At 72.6% G+C, this 14,137-nt stretch carries 12 protein-coding genes; 4 read left to right on the top strand and 8 right to left on the bottom strand.

Features of this window, described 5'->3' with window-relative positions:
* Window positions 1-430: 430 nt before the first annotated feature.
* On the bottom strand, window positions 431-622 hold the full coding sequence (locus AB0A95_RS34190) for a DUF397 domain-containing protein (RefSeq protein ID WP_357559903.1): 192 nt from the start codon (window positions 620-622) through the stop codon (window positions 431-433).
* Window positions 613-1,380, bottom strand: a complete 768-nt coding sequence (locus AB0A95_RS34185) for a helix-turn-helix transcriptional regulator (protein WP_357559902.1) — start codon at window positions 1,378-1,380, stop codon at window positions 613-615. Before AB0A95_RS34185 ends, AB0A95_RS34190 begins: the two co-directional genes overlap by 10 nt.
* A 364-nt stretch (window positions 1,381-1,744) precedes the next feature.
* Between AB0A95_RS34185 and AB0A95_RS34180 the strand changes: the two genes are divergently transcribed.
* Window positions 1,745-2,029 (top strand): hypothetical protein, encoded by a 285-nt coding sequence (locus AB0A95_RS34180; protein WP_357559901.1) that lies wholly within the window; start codon window positions 1,745-1,747, stop codon window positions 2,027-2,029.
* 122 nt (window positions 2,030-2,151) lie between these two features.
* Entirely contained in the window at window positions 2,152-2,328 is a 177-nt protein-coding gene (locus tag AB0A95_RS34175; RefSeq protein ID WP_357559900.1) for a hypothetical protein, read from the top strand.
* A gap of 68 nt (window positions 2,329-2,396) precedes the next feature.
* On the opposite strand, the gene AB0A95_RS34170 is transcribed toward AB0A95_RS34175, so the two are convergent.
* The 3 genes from AB0A95_RS34170 to AB0A95_RS34160 are packed head-to-tail and all read right to left on the bottom strand — an operon-like array spanning window position 2,397 to window position 4,104.
* Complete coding sequence (locus tag AB0A95_RS34170; protein ID WP_357559899.1) at window positions 2,397-2,684, bottom strand: hypothetical protein; 288 nt, start codon at window positions 2,682-2,684, stop codon at window positions 2,397-2,399.
* A gap of 2 nt (window positions 2,685-2,686) precedes the next feature.
* Window positions 2,687-3,781: a hypothetical protein gene (locus AB0A95_RS34165; RefSeq protein ID WP_357559898.1), complete on the bottom strand. Its 1,095-nt coding sequence runs from the start codon at window positions 3,779-3,781 to the stop codon at window positions 2,687-2,689.
* Entirely contained in the window at window positions 3,778-4,104 is a 327-nt protein-coding gene (locus AB0A95_RS34160; RefSeq protein WP_357559897.1) for a hypothetical protein, read from the bottom strand. The genes AB0A95_RS34165 and AB0A95_RS34160 overlap by 4 nt, the downstream gene beginning before the upstream one ends.
* A 184-nt stretch (window positions 4,105-4,288) precedes the next feature.
* Here AB0A95_RS34160 and AB0A95_RS34155 point away from each other — a divergent pair, with 184 nt between their 5' ends.
* A complete protein-coding gene (locus tag AB0A95_RS34155) occupies window positions 4,289-7,039 on the top strand; it encodes a CHAT domain-containing protein (RefSeq protein WP_357559896.1) in 2,751 nt (916 codons plus the stop codon).
* Between the two features lie 28 nt (window positions 7,040-7,067).
* Window positions 7,068-9,146: a hypothetical protein gene (locus tag AB0A95_RS34150; RefSeq protein ID WP_357559895.1), complete on the top strand. Its 2,079-nt coding sequence runs from the start codon at window positions 7,068-7,070 to the stop codon at window positions 9,144-9,146.
* Between the two features lie 9 nt (window positions 9,147-9,155).
* Here the strand turns inward: AB0A95_RS34150 and AB0A95_RS34145 are convergent, their stop codons facing one another.
* Genes AB0A95_RS34145 through AB0A95_RS34135 form a run of 3 tightly spaced genes read right to left on the bottom strand, consistent with a single transcriptional unit; the run spans window position 9,156 to window position 13,992 of the window.
* Complete coding sequence (locus AB0A95_RS34145) at window positions 9,156-11,135, bottom strand: caspase family protein (RefSeq protein WP_357559894.1); 1,980 nt, start codon at window positions 11,133-11,135, stop codon at window positions 9,156-9,158.
* The gene (locus AB0A95_RS34140; protein ID WP_357559893.1) at window positions 11,132-12,457 is read right to left on the bottom strand and encodes a hypothetical protein; all 1,326 of its coding nucleotides are present in this window, start codon (window positions 12,455-12,457) and stop codon (window positions 11,132-11,134) included. The genes AB0A95_RS34145 and AB0A95_RS34140 overlap by 4 nt, the downstream gene beginning before the upstream one ends.
* A complete protein-coding gene (locus tag AB0A95_RS34135; protein ID WP_357559892.1) occupies window positions 12,454-13,992 on the bottom strand; it encodes a vWA domain-containing protein in 1,539 nt (512 codons plus the stop codon). The genes AB0A95_RS34140 and AB0A95_RS34135 overlap by 4 nt, the downstream gene beginning before the upstream one ends.
* Window positions 13,993-14,137: the final 145 nt, after the last annotated feature.

Here is a 14,137-nt window from a genome sequence, read left to right as displayed (position 1 = left end):
GGCTTGGCGATCATGGAGTTGTGGTGCCGACTTTGGGGGTTTTACGGGCGTTCTGTTACCCACCACAACTCCATGATCGGCGAGGCAGTGCTGGTCGACGAACAGCCGTTCCACCTAACGCAACGGCCTTGCCGTCAACATGCGCCAACTGAGCGCCGTCGGGCATCTCGACCGTGGTGAACGGGCCGCCGCGACCGAGATACGTCGGCGTGTCAGGTCAGCCGGCACCACGCGCACCTGAACGTGCGGCAGCGCGGCACACGCGAGCACGGCTCACACCGAGTCGCGCTTGCAACTCCCGTGACGCTAGGAGGACGACGGCGAGGCACCACTGGCGGCGCGTAGGTTGATCGCGACCTGCCGCAGGTGGCAGTGCCCCACGCACGCAAAAGCCCCCGACCTGCGCCGAGGGCCTTCGCGGTGTCGTCGGTCAGCCGGCGTCCCGCGCCATCGCGACGAAACCCCGCCACGCGGCGGGGCTGAATGCCAGCGTCCCGCCGTCGCGGTCCTTCGTATCGCGGACAAGGACCACGCCCGGCATGTTGTCAGCGACCTCGACGCACGCGCCTCCGTTGTCCCCACTTCTGGTGCTCTTGCGCCACTGTGCGCCGGTCATGTCCATGATGCTGCCACTTTCCTGATGAGGTCGAGTGATTGCGCCCGGGGTAGGGCCTCGCCAACTATGCGCGCCCACCTGCGTTCCAGGCTAGCAACTTCGGTCGCATCGTCGGTGATGTGTGCCCTAGCCGGGCCGTCCTGGTGCGCCACCCGCGCGCCGGTCGGCATTTCAGCAAGGATGAAGGGGCCACCCAAGCCAAGGTAGATCGGCGTGTCGACCGGCACGATGTGCACCTGTACGCACGGCAACTCGGCACACGCCGCGATGTGCTCGCACTGCTCGCGCATCAGCTTGCCGTCGCGGCCCGCGCGTCGCCGGAGGGCTGCCTCATCGATCACAACAACGACAAGCGGGGGCTGTGGCCGGTGGAGGATCGATTGCCGTTGCACCCGCGCGTTCACCAGTTCGTCAACCTCATCGGGGTTGGGCGTCGCCAGTGCCAGCGTCGCCCGCGCATACGCCTCTGTCTGTAGGAGCCCCGGAATCCACGCGAGTTCGAACCATCGCAGCACCGCCGCTTCACGCTCGATGTCCGCCCAGCGCCGGAACCACACGGGTGCGCGTCGCTTAAGAACGTCCGGCCATAGATCCTCCACACTCCGTCCGAGAATTTCTGACGCCTCCGCGCGCTGGCGGGGTCGCGGCGTACGCCCGGGGTTGACCCACCGCTGAACGGTCTTCGGATCTACCCCCACCTGCCCAGCTAGGCTCTCGGCGGTCTCCCCCGCCTCACTCATCGCGGCAATTAAGACGTGGTTCACTACGCCTCCATTAAGGACGTCCCAAACGTCCCGTCAGCATACGCGCACGGCGTGTGATCGTCCCAGTACAAGACGGCAGGGTGTCGGGTAAGCGGCACCGCTGGTGGAGGCGCAGCCCGGCGGCGGTGTCAGCCCCGGGGCCGCCCCGTGGGCGAGCGCTCACGGGGCGGCCCCCCAAGCCCACCGAAGGGGAGCACATGCCGGACAGCCCGAAGCCGGAGCCGAAGACCGAACCGAGGCCCACGCCGCCGCCGGTCCCGTGGCCACCGGGGACCATCGTCCCGGTCGGGCCGCCCTCGGTGCCGCCGATCGAGCGCCGGAACCGCGTACCGGAATCCCGCTGGCGCCCGTCGGGGGCTGTCGCATGACCGGGCCACGCTTGCGCGGTGGCGACCTGGTCCGCCTGACCACCACCGCGAGCGTTCAGTTCTTCCGCCCGATCATCGTTCGGGTTATCCGGGAGTTGGATCACGTCACGTACGACGGCTGGGTCTGGCTCGACGGGTACGAGTTGGGCGAGAAGGGCGATGCTGTCGCGCGGCGCGAGCTGTACGTCCGGCGCGAGGGCGTGCAGCTCATCGAGGCCGCCCCGACTGCCGCCCCCGGCATCCGCCAGCCCGTCCGCCGCACCCCGGCGCGCGTCAGGTGACCACCCGCCCGCGCTCGCGTGCGCGACGGATACGCCCCCGGCCGCACCACCCCGGATGCCCGCACTGGCGCTGCACGACATGCGGTGCCCTGTGGCCGTGCTCGCCTGCGCGGCTGTCGCTGTTGCGGCAGTGGGAACGTGACTTCGACGGCCTGGGGCGGTTGATGCACCTGCTGGCGGTAGAGGCACTGACGGATGCCTTCAAGCTGGGTCTGGATCCCCAGCCCGCGGCGTACGCCGAACGGTTTCTTGGATGGGTGCTCGACCGCGCCCGGAAAGACGTCGAGAAAAAGGTCTGAACACCGCGGGGCACTGGATTCAACAGTCGGATGACCACCCGCCCGCGCTCGCGTGTGCGGAGAGGGCGTCAACGGTGTGTCTGGCCGGGGCCGGCTGGGCCTTGGGCCGCCAGGTGTTCGCGTTCCTCGGGTGTCATCTGCTCGTATTGCACCCAAAATGCATGGAACGGCTTGGTTAGTTCGGCGGCGTAGGTATCGGCCGCGACGGCGTCGCGGAGGCTGATCTCTGCGTTGAGGACGGCTGTGGCCATCTCCCGTAGGAGGTCGTTGGGTCCGTCAGCGAGGCGGGTTAGGGCGTCGCGGAGGGCTTGACTCCGGTGGGGGTCGCCGGCGGCGATGTCGTCCAGGTCGCTCATGGCTAGGCGGGTAGGCCAGCGAGGGGGTGGTCGTAACGTCGGCCGTTCGGTAGCGACGGTAGTGCGACGGTGTCAAGGTTGCTGAGTTCGCGGATGAGCATGGCGCGGAAGGTGTTGACGACCGCGGAGAGGTTCTGGCAGAGGTTGGTGGCGGCACCCCAGAGCCGGAGCATGTTGGCGACCTCCAGGGCGGCGAGCCCGTAGCCGGCGAGGGCGCCGGCACCTGTGTAGGAGGTGGCGGTTCCGGCAGCGATGCTGACGCCGGCGATGATGGCGGCGTCGAGTAAGGCCTTGATGGTGCCGCCCAGGGCTTCCCCGGTGGCCCACACGGCGTCTGCCATTTCCTTGTATCCCTGGCTGATGGCCTCCAGGGGGCCGCTCAGGTCGGAGACGGCGTTGGCGGCGGTGGTGAAGTAGCGGAACGCGGATTCGCCGGCAGTGCCCTGCCATTGGCCGCGGAGGGTGGTGGCCCCGGACTGGACGTTGTAGGCCATGTCGTGCAGCGCACCGCCGATGTTGCCGACGACGGGTGCCATGACCGCGAGGGCTTCCCAGTCACCGAAGACACGATTCTGGATCTCGCCAATCGGGTCGAAGCCGAACACCGTGTCGAAGGCCATGTTGGCCCACGCCGAAGGGCTCAGGAAGTCCATGAACGCCAGCGCGTTCGCGGGGTTGCCGGGCTCACCGGGCAGCTTCAGGTGCCACATGGTGTCGCGGACGTCGATGAAGTTGGCCGGGGTGCAGGGATTGTCGGCTATTTCCAGTTCCAGTTGGGTGATACACCGGTCGGGCGCAGCCGGGAGAGCACGGTCCAGAGACGTGGCAGCGTTCAGGTCAGTGGTGCGGTAGTAGTTGGCAGCGGCGGTCAGTTCTGGGGCCGAGGCTTGCAGTAGACCGGCCAGGCGTTTGAGCACGGCGTCGATGACGCTCACGGCGTGTTCGTGGCCGGCCCTGGCGACGTTGTACACCTCCCCGCCGGTGCCAGCCTCGGCGTACCGGTGGAAGTAACCACGAATCTCGCCGACGTCGCCGGCCGCCCGGTCGACCTGCCCTCCGAAGCCAGCCAGGGCTGTGGGCTCCACGACGAGGGTCACTGTGACACCTGGGATGCGATGACTGTGCCAGCCAAGCCCACCACGGCAAGCACGACCGTGCCGATGAGTAGGTGCCGAGCGAGAGGTTGCCGCCTCACGGCATAGGTGGATATCCCGAGCACGCCGCCGAGGATGGACACCGACATGGGCACGAGCGTCGCCGGTTCGGCGTCGCCGGTCACGATCATCCAGCCCGACACCACCCCGAAGAAGATCGCGACGTTTGCGGTCGAGGTACGGAGGTTCCGGAAGGCCGAGTGTCGCAGGCGACCGACCGCCTGACCGTACTCCTCAACCGCCCTCGCGCGTTCCTCCTCAGACACCGGCCGCCGCTTCAACCGGCCGCCACCCCGCCCCTTGCGACTCATCAGGCGAAGATAGCAACGACAGTCACCACAGTGCTGCCCTGCGTAACAACCAGCGCCGGCAGAGCGGTCGCCGGCACGCCACGTCGATCCGCAGTCCGTCAGGTGAGGTAGTCAGCGGACGACAACGGGAGGAACACGGTTGGACGGGGCAGCGGACATCACCGAACGGTGCGTGGCGATCAGTCGCGCGGCCTTCGGCCGGGGTGACCTGGACGCGGCGGTCGAGGACCTGCACCGGCTGCCGGCCGACCTGACCGTCCGGGGTGTCCTGGCGGCCGACCTGCTCGCCGCCCTGGTCGGTGGCGGGCAAACGGCGGACCTCCGCCGGCTGCGGCAGATCGACAGGCTTCTCGAGATCGCCGAGGAGGCGCCACCCGCCACTCCGGAGTGGCCGATGGTGCGGGTCGCGGGCCGGGTGATGGCCGTGCTGCGCGCTGGGATCGAGGGTGAGGATGCCGACCCGCGGGCCACGCTCGCCGAGGTGGATTCCCTCCTCGCCCTGGCGCCGAGTGTCGGCGACGACCCGACTGTGGCACCACTGTTCGACATGATGAGGACCATGGTCGGTCTCCTGCGGGCCATGGAGGACGGTGACGAGGCCGCGATGGAACGGCTGCCCGACGAGGCCCGTCGGGTCCGCGAGGCGTTGGCCGAGAACCCGGCGCTGACGACATTCGGTGACGCCTTCGCCAATCTGACCGACCTGGTGACGGTGCACCACAGTGGTGGCGACTTCCGGCCGGCCTTCGGCCTGCTCCGCGAGACGGTGCAGCGGTTGCCGGCCGAGGATCCGCTGCGGGCGTCGGTGCTGTCGCTGGAGCCGATGCTGATGCCGCTGGCCGCGGTTCTTCGCGAGGACGTCGACGAGACGGGGTCGGTCGTCGTCGCCACTGACGAACAGCTCGCCGCCATGACCGCCGTGGCGCAACGGCCCGACCTCTCCCCCGGCGACCGGGCGATGCACTACGCCGGGATCGCCGGCACGATGCTCGGCCTCGGCGAGGGGACTGATCCGGCCCGTGTCGAACAGGCCGTCGCGCACTTCCGCACGGCGGTGGACATCGCCCCACCCGAGGACCCCCGCCTCACCTCCCATCTCGTCGGCCTGGCGCTCGGGCTGGTGACCCGGGGCGAGGTGACCGGCAGGGTGTCGGACGCGGTCGAGGCCGACGAGGTGCTGGGGCGGGCGAAGCGGCTGGCCGGCGGGCCGGCGCACCCCCTGTGGTCGGTCATCAACGAACTGCTGGCACAGGTACGGCGACGGCACGCGGGTGTGGCGGACCCACACGCCGTCGCAGTCGAGGGCCTGCGCGAGCACTCCTGGCGGGTGCTGCTCCAGACCGACCTGCGGGCGGCCAACGCGGCCGCCCGCCGGGCCGCACAGGACGCCGTCGACGTCGCCCGCCAGTGCCTGGTGTTCCACGATCCGGCCAGCGCGATCCGGGCACTCGACGCGGGCCGGGGCCTGGCCCTCTACGCGGCGACCGAGAACCGGCAGATCCCCGGTCGCCTCGAGGACGCCGGCCGACCCGACCTCGCGTCGCGCTGGCGGACGACCACGGCGTCCGGCGCGGCGGAGGACGCCCCGATCGACCTGCGTCGCGAGGTGCTCACCGTGCTCACCGAGCAGAGCAGCACGGGGGCACTGCTCGACGCGCCGACGCTCGGCGAGATCCGGGCCGCGCTGCACACCGTGGACGCGGACATGCTCGTCTACCTGGTGCCGAGCACGGCACCCGTGCCCGGCTACGCGGTCATCGCACCCGCGCAGGGCCCACCCGCCTACCTGCCCCTGCCCAACCTGCATCTCTTCGACGACCTGGACGTCGAGCGCTACCTGACGGCCCTGGTCCGACGCGACGCGGTCATCGCCGACCCGGAGCGGGACCTGACCGCGCTCGACGACCCCGACGACCCCGACGACTTCGCCGGCAGCCTCGACGTCATGTGCGACTGGGCGTGGCGGGCGGCGATCGGCCCACTCGTGCAGCAGTACCTGCCGACCCTCCCCCGCCCGAGCACCGGGCGACCACCCCGGATGATCCTGGTGCCGATGGGCGAACTGGCCCGGATCCCGTGGCAGGCGGCCCGCCGGCCGGACGGCACGTACGCGGTGCGGCTGGTCGCCATCTCGCAGGCCGCCTCGGCCCGGATGCTCTGCCACTCGGCGGCGCTCCCGCCGGTCGCGCCGACGCCCGTCGGCCTGGTCGTCGGGGATCCGGACCCGGGCGGCGAGGCGCCGGACCTGACCGCGGCCCGGGTGGAGGCGTACGCCATCCACAGGTCGTTCTATCCCGGCGGCCGGTACGTGGGCCGGCGGCCCGACGGGTCGCCGAGCCGATCCGGTCCCGGCAGCGCCGACGAGGTGCGGGCCTGGCTGACCGGTGCGAACGCCGGTGTCGGCGGGATGCTGCACCTCGCCTGTCACGGCGTCATCAACACCGACCCGGCGGCGGCCACCTCCTACCTGCTGCTGGCCGGCGGTGGACGGCTGAGCGCGGAGGAGCTGGTCGAGCTGACCTCCCGCTCCCCGGAGCGCGCCATCGGGCTGATCGTGCTCGCCGCCTGCCGGACGGGTCAGGCGATCAGCGGCTACGACGAGGCGTACAGCCTTGGCACCGCCTTTCTCGCCGGCGGCGTCCGGTCGGTGCTCTCGACCCAGTGGGCCATCCCCGACCGGGCCACCTCGGTGCTGATGTACATGTTCCACCACCACCTGATCACGAAGGGGCTGCCCGCGTGGGAAGCGCTGCGGCAGGCGCAGAGCTGGATGCTCGGGCCGGACTGGCCCATTCCGGAGGGCATGCCGGAGCCGCTGCGCCGGCATCTGGACCAGGACGGGCTCTCCCATGTCACGGCCTGGGCCGGATTTGTCCACTGGGGGCAGTGATGCGACAACGCGAGGACGAGAGGGGCCGATGGTGAACGACGACAAGGAGAGGCGTCTGCGGGATCAGCTGGCCCGGACGACCGGGCCCGCCCGCGTCCGCCCCCTGATGGAGCTCTCCCAGATCCTGGCCGACCGCTACTGGCGCATCGGCCCCGGCCAGGTGAGCGGGCGGCCGGCGCTCGACGAGGCGATCGGCTGCCTGGTGGAGGCGCACGGCATGTTCGAAGCGGGCGACCCGCTGCGCGCCCAGATCGCCGCCCAGTTGGGCTGGCTACTGAGCACACGGCACGTTGCCCACGGCGGCCCGGACAAGGACCGGGAGCAGGCGATCAAGCTGCTGGAGGAGGCCATCGCGACGGTCGGGCTGCCACCCGTCTTCCCGGTCATCGCCCGCTTCGCCCTCGGTCAGCTCTACGTCAACGGGCTGGCGCGCAGCCTCGCCGGCGGAAACCTGGCGGAGCGGCTGAGCGGCGCTCCGGCGAACCCCGCCACGCTGGCCGAGGCCGAGCGGGCGGTGCAGTGCTTCCGCGAGGTGACAAACGCCGAGCAGTTGGGCGCCGAGGTGGCCGAGGCCACGACGGTCATGCTGGAGTTGGCCGAGGCGATGCGGGACTTCTACGCTGCGCCGAAACGCGGTGCCGCGCCGTTCGATCTCGGGCCGATGATGCGGTTGATGACCAAGATGCAGGAGATGCAGCAGCGGATGGAGGGCGGGGCCGGGCTCGCGATGCCCTCCCTGTTCGACCTGTCCGCCCAGGCCACCGGTGACCCGCTGGACCGCCCTCTCGCCGTGGTGACAGTGCCGGACCGCGTCGAGGAGACCTTCGTACCCACGCCCCGGCCGGCGGCGACACCGCCCGACCCGGCGACGCTGCGCCGCGCTCTCCGAGAACGACTCGGCGGCGGTGAACTCGACACCGCTCTCGCGGCTCTGCTGCGCCCCGGCGCTTCGGCCCCGCAGGTCGGGCTGGTGGACGACCTGGTGGGGCTGGCCAGCTCGGTCGCCCACGCGGCGGGAGTCGCGGCCACCGCGCAGGACCGGATCACCCTGGCGGTGGCGTTGTACCTACGCGGCAGGGACGACGCCGACGGCGGCTGGGGCGACACCGACGACGACGTCCGGTCGGCCGCCGCGCACCTGCTGGCCGCCACGGACGCCCTGCCCGCCGAGCCGTCCGGCGTCGTCCCACTCGCCGTGGACCTGGCCGGGCTGCTCGACGAACGCCACCCCGCCGGACGGCTGGGCGCGACCCTGCGCGCCAGGTTCGCCCCGGTGGCCGCGGCGCTGCACGGCGTCCGGGTCGCGGCGCTCGGCTGGCCCAGGGCGGACGGGATGGTGCTGCTGCACACCGAGACCGGCCGGTTCGACAGCGTCGGGCCCGGTCAGGCCCTACCCGACCGGCTCGCCGTCGTCGGCGGCCCGTTGCCGGACGACGACCAGGTGGTGGTCTCCGCGGTCAGCTCGGCCCAACAGGCGGCCGAGCTGGCCCGGCGGGTGCCGATGCGGGTCACCGAGGCGCCGGTGCTCGTCAGCGATCCGCGCGGCGAACGCGGCCCGGCCGAGGTGGAACGGCTTCGCCGGCTCTACCCACGGTCGGTCGTCCTCGGCCGGGTCGGCTCGGGCGCCGACGGCCCCGGCACCCCGGACGACGTCCTCGCCCACCTCGACGCGTCGATGCTGCACCTCGACTGCGACGTCGACGCCGACGGTGCGCTGGCCCTCGCCGGGCCGGCCACACTGACACCCGCCGCCATCACCGGGCAGGCGGGCCGGGCCGGAGCCGAGGGCGGGCTGGCCGTCCTGCCACCCGTCGGCGCGCAATCCGCACCGCTGGCCGACGCGTTGCTGACCGCCGGGTTCACCGCCGTTGTCGACTGGGTCCGGCCGGTCCCCCGCCCGGTTGCCACGCTGATGCTGACCCTCCTGCACACCGAACTGGTACGCGGCGGGTTACGCCCCGCCGCGGCCGTCCGGGCGGTGGGCCGACGGCTTCGGGACCCGGGACGGATCGCGCCCACCCTGCTGCCGGCTGCCCTCGCCGGGCGCACCGACCTGGACCTCACCGACCCGGCCTATCGGACCGCCATGGTGCTGCGAGGGCTCTGACCCGCCCGCTCAGCTCCGGGGCACCTCCACCTCGAGAGGAACTGTCACCGTCGTCCAGTCGTACGCGCCGTCCTCGGCGGATGCCACCAGGTCGCGATGCTGCACCGCACGCCCGATCCGGTCGAGGAACCCCCGAACGGCCAGCGGCCCACGGTCGACACCGCGCGGCACGCCGAGCGCCGGCAGCTCGAAGGGCGCCGGACCGAACTGCTCCTCGGCCACCACCAGCTTGAGCCAGTCGCGCACCCGGGCACCCGGCTCGACCGCCTCCCCCGGTGGTAGGGCTGCCACGACTCGGCGTCCCCGCAGGACCGCGGCCCGGCCGCCGGGGGCGACGAAGCTGCCCGGGAAAAGCTCGGCATGCGCCCGGAACCGCTCGGTCAGATCCAGCAGGACGCAGAACAGCATGCGGTCACTGCGGTTGTGCAGGCGAACGAAGATGGTCGGCGGTGTCCAGCCGCCCGGCCCCCACTCGTAGCGCAGCCGCAGCACACCGTCGGTGTCGGCGGTGACGGGCGGCCGGTCGAACGGCGCGACGCGCTCGCCCGGTCGTGCCGCGACCACCTCCACCGTCACCGCGCCGGCCAGGCCGGTGACCGGATTGTTCAGCTCCCGGATCTGTCGCCACCGGGCGATGTGCTCCAGGACCTGCACGGTCTGCCGCGCCCCGTCCCGGTGGATGTCGGTCAACTCCCCGGCGAGCGGGGTGCCGCGACGGTCCAGCACGATGGCCAGCCCGCGCCGCGGAACCCGCACCGTCAGCTCCGGCGAGGTGTCCGCGTCCGACGGATCGACAGGGCGCAGGTGCGGCGAGGGCCCGCCGCCGGGGCCGCCGGAGCCCAGCGCGGCCAGTACTGTCGCGGCGGTGGCCGGGTCCTGGTCCGGGCCGCCCACCAGGACGGTGGTGGCCGGCAGCGGCACCCGGCTGAGCACCATCCGGTACTGCCGGTCCCGATCGGGCTGCCAGCCGACCGGCTCGACCAGGCTCCGTTCGGCGAGCACCTGGACCGTACGGACCTCCCGGACCGGGACCTCACCCACCACGGCCAGCCGGATCTCGTCGGTGGCGGTGGCGGCCAGGCCGTGACAACTGCCGGCGTCGACCTCCCAGCCCTGACGGGCGCAGCGCAGCAGCAGGCCGGAAGCGGGTGGGGCCAACGGGCCGCCGAGGAAGGTCTGGTCGGCGATCCCCAGGTGGGCCGGCGTCAGCTGCGGCACCTGCCGGTAGGCGTTCTGCTCCACCTCGGTCTGTGCCGCGGCCAGCAGATCCCGGTACGTCGCCGCCGGGCCCAGCCGGCTGAGCGCGTTGAGCAGAGCCCAGCTGAACAGACCCCGCCGCCGGCCGCCCAGCCTCATCTCCTGTGCCAGCTCGTCGGACCGGCAGGCGGCCAACGCGACGTGCTCCGGAGCGTGCGCCTGCCCGGGCACCGCGACCAGCAGCTCCGGAATCAGCAACTCGCGGACCGGCGCGGCGGCCATCGGCACCGCCATCCGGGCGCGGGTGCCGGGCAGCTCGCGGTTGCCCGGCAGCTCGCGGGTGGCACCCGCCGAGTGGCAGCAGTCGAGGACCGCCGCCACGTGCCCGGCCCGCCGGGCGACCTCGTCGAGCAGGATCGACAGCTCCTTGTCCAGCAGGTCGGGCACCTCGCCGTCCCTGCTGTCCGCGCAGACGAGGGTTTGCAGCATGCCCGTCGACTCCTCGAACCACCACTGGGGGGCGGGCGCCTCGGCTCCGTGACCGCTGAACCAGAACAGGACGGAATCCGCCGGGCCGGCCTGACCCAGGTGGGACCGGATCGCCTCGATCACCGCCGCCCGGGTCGCCTGGCCGTCGTACAGCGACAGTGGTGCGAGGGCGACGCCGGGCGCCAGCCGGGTCTCCAGGAAGGCCCGCGCCTCCACCACGTCGGTCCGGCAACCCTTCAGGTCGGACACCGTCGGCGCACGGTACGCGTCGATGCCGACCAGCAGGGCGTAGAGCGTGCTCACACTGACTCCTCGGGTCCGATGTGCAGCCAGCCGTGCTCGACGAAACCCTTCGCCGGCAACTCCACTGTGACCGGTGTGAAGTCCGCCGCCAGCGGAGGCTCGGTGGCATGTCGGATGACGTCCTCGAACAGCACGTCCGGAAGGCCCAGGACGAAATCGACGGCCGGACGGGCGGTCATCGCGTCGCGCAGGGGCGAACTGTCGAGGATCCGGTGCACCGCGATCGCCGCCACCCCGACCCACCCGTTCGACGCGGGCTTCACCAGGCCCCGGTGCAGCGCCACCCGCATCCGCAGCCGCTCCGCCACCGACCGGCCGGCGTTGAGCGCACGCAACTGCCGACCCAGGCCGGCGACCAGGCGGGAGATCACCACCGATTCGTCGATCCCGGCCGGCAGCACTGTGAACTGGCCGTCGCCCTGCGGCTGGGGCCGGACTGACGACTCCGGTACGCCAGCGCCCTGTCGGACCCGGGACATCAGCTCGACGAGATCGCGCTGAACCTGCTCGGTGCCGGCGGTGCTGCGCCGGCTGTAACCGGTGACGTCGACGGCCACGCAGAGCCGGACCGCCGCGCCCTCGGCCGCCCCGCCATCCTCAAGCGCCTCGTCGAAGGTCACCGACTCGCGCAGCCCCGCGCTGTACGGGTCGCGCCCACCCGTCACCCGCACCCGCACGTCGAGCACCCCGGCGACCCGGGTCACACCGGGCGGCAGCTCCAACAGAGCGTGCATGCCGTGCGCGCGGGGCACCAGCAGGTCCCCCCGGGGGTCCTCGTACACCCAGCCGAACTCGTGGCGGTGGATGCCGAAGACGTGGGCGCGGGGCGATCGCGCCCGGCTCGCCAGTCGGGCCAGCCAGCCCGGCCGAGCCCGGGCCGCCGCCACAGCGTGCACCGCCGTCGCCGAAGTCGGCTCGGCGAGCGCATCCGGCCAGCTCAGGCCGAGCGTCCCGCCGTCGCCGTCGAGGCGTACCGCGAGGGCCGCCGGGTCGGTCAGGATCACCTCGAACCTGGCGGCAGAGTACCGCTGCCGCCGTGGCAGGGTGTCGAGGTCGAAGGCGAACAGCGCCCCCACGTACCGCCGGCCGGTGGCCTCGGCGCGGCGGCGCAGGTGCACGGGCAGGTCCTCGCCGGGCACGGGATACAACAACGGCCGCCCGCACCGTACGCGGATCGGCTCGATCGGCCGGTCGTCCCCCTGGCCACGACCATCGGCCGGCACCAACTCGCCGAGGGCCAGGAGGTCGCCGTCGCCGAGCGGAACCGCCGCGCCCGGGCCCGGAGCTGCCGGGACGCCCGCCTCGGCCGGGCCGCCGATCACCGCGACGGCCCGGTCAGGCCGCTTCTCGCGGCGGAGGCCACCGGTGCCGTGCCGCGCCAGGTGAAGGCGACACCGCCCAGCTCGACTGTCTCGTCCGGGCCACAGGTGCCGACCTCCCGGGCGGCGGCCGAGCCGTCCCGGGAGTAGCCGATCACCAACCGGACCTCGGACGCCCCGACGGAGGGCCGGCGCGCGGTCACCTCGCCGTACCCGGGCAGCCCTGTCGAGTCCGCGGTGATGGCGGTGCGGTGGCCGCTGAGCACCAGGTCACGTTCGGCGCCGGAGGCGTCGCGCAGACGCAGGGTGCCGGCGAGAGCCGGTCGCCGCCGCCTCCCGCGGCCCCACCACCCGGCGACTGCCATCGCCGCCAGCAGCGCCGCGCCCAGGGACCACCACCCGATGCTGCCGCGTTGGGCCGAGAGGGTGCCCCGGGTGGGGCCGCCGTCCAGCCGTGGGGCGAAGTCCACGCCCAGCTCATCGGTGAGAACCCCGGCCCACGGGGAGCCGACCTCACCGTCCAGCGTCAACGCCGCGTCCGCCGTGACCCGGGCCAGCGGCGCCACCCGCCGAGGGCCGGCGTCCCACTCGACAGTCACCGGAACGACAGCGGTGCCGCCGGCCGGCAGTTCCACAGGCCCGTCCGGCACGGACACCCGCACGTCGGGCCGGTCACTGCGGACGACGAGGTGGTCGACGACAAGCGGAACCCTGCTGCTTGCCGATCGGAGCCGGACCTCCAGCCGGGTCCGGCCAGCCCCCAGCCGCCCCGCGCCAGCCGGCCAGACGACCTGGACCCCCCGGGACGCGTCGTCGCCGAGGACACTGCGCGCCTTCGCCGCGCGGGCCGACGCCTTCGGCTGTTCGAGTTGGTCGCCCAACCGGTCGATCGCCGTGGGCGCGAGCAGCCTGGTGCCGGGGTAGACCCGGGCCAGCAGCGGCGCACCCGTCGAGCCGGTCAACGGCACGGCGTACGCCGTCAGGGACGTCTTCGTCAGCGACCGGCCGGCCCGGGTGAGTTGGTTCCAGGCGTAGCCCTGCTCGAACGGGTACGCGCTGCCGACGGGTGGGTCGTGCCGCCCGTCGGTGAGCAGGACGACTGTGGCGATCGGCGGCGCATCCCCGCGAGTCAGCAGCCGGAGACTGGTCTCGACGGCCGCGCCGATGTCCGTGTACCGCCCGTCCGCGCTTCTGGGCAGCTTCGCCACCAGTTGGTCGGGGGCACGGCCGGCCGGCCCGTCGTGGACCACCCGCGCCGAATCGGCGAAGGTGACAAGCGCGACCCGGTCGTCCGGCGCGAGCGCGGCCAGGAAGGATCGCAGCGCCAGCCGCACCTGGTCGTACCGGCCGCCGTCGCGCATCGACCGGGACACGTCGACCATCACCACATAGTCGGCCGGCACCTGGTTGACGCCGAGGGCCGCGTACACCTCGTCACTGTTCGCCGGCGCCGGCGCCGCCGCCGAAGCGACGGGCAGGCAGACCATCGCCGCCGCCGTCAGTGCCGCCACGGCGGCTGCCGCCGTACGCCGAATCATGCTGATCGCCCTCCGCGTCTGCCGATCGTCGTGTGTCCCTGACGGACGGCGGAGCTGTCCGTCAGCCTCGCGGCCGCAGCCGCCGAGGTCAAGGCGGAGAAGAGTACCGCCGCGATCAGCAGCGCCCTCACCCGGCGCATCGCTG

Origin of the sequence: Micromonospora sp. NPDC049230 (genome assembly GCF_040647875.1) — a bacterium.
Taxonomy (GTDB): Bacteria; Actinomycetota; Actinomycetes; order Mycobacteriales; family Micromonosporaceae; genus Micromonospora.
Note: the sequence above shows the minus strand (reverse complement) of the source record. Positions and strands in the feature narration are given on the sequence as shown.

Excerpts from the sequence above, each read along its gene's own strand:
- AB0A95_RS34190 (WP_357559903.1), bottom strand. The coding sequence starts at position 622 with ATGGACATGACCGGCGCACAGTGGCGCAAGAGCACCAGAAGTGGGGAC.
- AB0A95_RS34180 (WP_357559901.1), top strand. The coding sequence starts at position 1,745 with ATGACCGGGCCACGCTTGCGCGGTGGCGACCTGGTCCGCCTGACCACC.
- AB0A95_RS34170 (WP_357559899.1), bottom strand. The coding sequence starts at position 2,684 with ATGAGCGACCTGGACGACATCGCCGCCGGCGACCCCCACCGGAGTCAA.
- AB0A95_RS34150 (WP_357559895.1), top strand. The coding sequence starts at position 7,068 with ATGGTGAACGACGACAAGGAGAGGCGTCTGCGGGATCAGCTGGCCCGG.
- AB0A95_RS34135 (WP_357559892.1), bottom strand. The coding sequence starts at position 13,992 with ATGATTCGGCGTACGGCGGCAGCCGCCGTGGCGGCACTGACGGCGGCG.